The sequence below is a fragment of the Vibrio sp. OPT46 genome, from assembly GCF_015163535.1.
Classification (GTDB): Bacteria; Pseudomonadota; Gammaproteobacteria; order Enterobacterales; family Vibrionaceae; genus Vibrio; species Vibrio alginolyticus.
Window position 1 is genome coordinate 1,187 of sequence record NZ_JADDYG010000484.1, and the last position, 1,415, is coordinate 2,601.

Annotated in this window: 1 pseudogene; it reads right to left on the reverse strand. The window is 43.1% G+C overall.

What is annotated here, in order from left to right:
* Positions 1–1,415: pseudogene (locus IQR33_RS20440) on the reverse strand (OmpA family protein); the annotation flags it as partial.

A 1,415-nucleotide genomic window follows, 5' to 3' on the forward strand; every position in this document is an offset into this window, starting at 1 on the left:
CCAAGCAGTAACGCATATTTTGGAAGCCTCCGCCTTTTACATAGCGCTTAAAGGAATCCGCTTCTGCAAAATAGTCGCTTGGCTGACCAGATATCGCTGCTCCGGAAACTGCCATACTGAACATTGCATCAGAGAACATTAGCTTTGCTTTAGAGGTCATTGGTTTCATACCGTCGATCATCACATCACCGAAGCGGAATGAGGGAATATGCTCAATAGCAATCAACGTAGCGCCGTCATCAATCCCCTGTTGCTTGTAAAAAGCACTTATTCGCCCATCAGGATCTGCTTTGAAGTCACTAACCTTCATTGGCAGCATCCAGTCACTGAAAGCTGGACCTTTAATATTTTCGAGCCCGTCGACGCGATCATAGCCAATAGTAACTGGCTTCGCATACTTGTGTTCTTTTTTAAGTATCAACTGCACTTTCACTTTATCGTATGGACCTAGGCGACTGCTGCTAGATTGCTGAATCCAACTATCATATGACATCCATTCTGGTTCATCACTTTCAGTATAACGAGCTGACTGAACTAGTATTCGACAATAGCCGATTTCATCTTTCTTTAACTCACTTCCTTGCGGGTTAAATGACTCGGTAAAGTTATCAAACATCGTTTCATTTGGGTGTTCAAACAACATGGTTTGTATCGGGAAGATTTGATTAAATGCACCTGACGCTTTAAAGCTATCCCTGTTTTCGGTTATAGAGAGATGAGAAACTTTGCTATTAGTTGTTATTGGAGCAGGCCAATGCTGCGCACCTTGTGGCATCTTTGTCGATAATTCGGTGTAGTACTCGTTATCACAACGGTTCTTCCAGTTAGCCGCTAAGGTGTTTCCTTTGATCGTATGTACAGACCAATCATCGCTCAAAATGTAGTTCTCAATGTATTCCTTCACCTTGTAACGCTCAACCAAAAACCTAAACGAGATATTAGAATTCCGTTTGGTTTGAGATCCTAGGTCAGCGAGTAATAACACTAAGCCATTAATAGCAAGCGCTCGTAGTTGGTAGCGTTTTAACACCTCCTTACGAACTTCTTCGCTCTCAAGGTGAGTAATGAGTTCCTGATAAGACCTACATTCAATACCTACATCTACCTTACTGCGTCGCAAATCGTTAAGTAACTCGATATGTATTTTTGCCAGCCTTTCAAGCTCACTGACAACCTCATGGCTTTGCTTTAACTCTTCTAGGAAGGAGTCCAACATTAAACTATCAATCACTTTCACCGCAGATATTGCAGTCTTTGACCCCTCTATGGCAAGCATAAACCCTCTTGCCGCAGGAGCTATAGCAGGAATATAGGAAGCGACGTCAACGACACTGTCAAAAATCGCCATTCGCAGTGCGACTTCTGCTTTATCTTGCGCAACCATCTCAGCTTCTAGAGCAAGCCTAGAGCGTTCC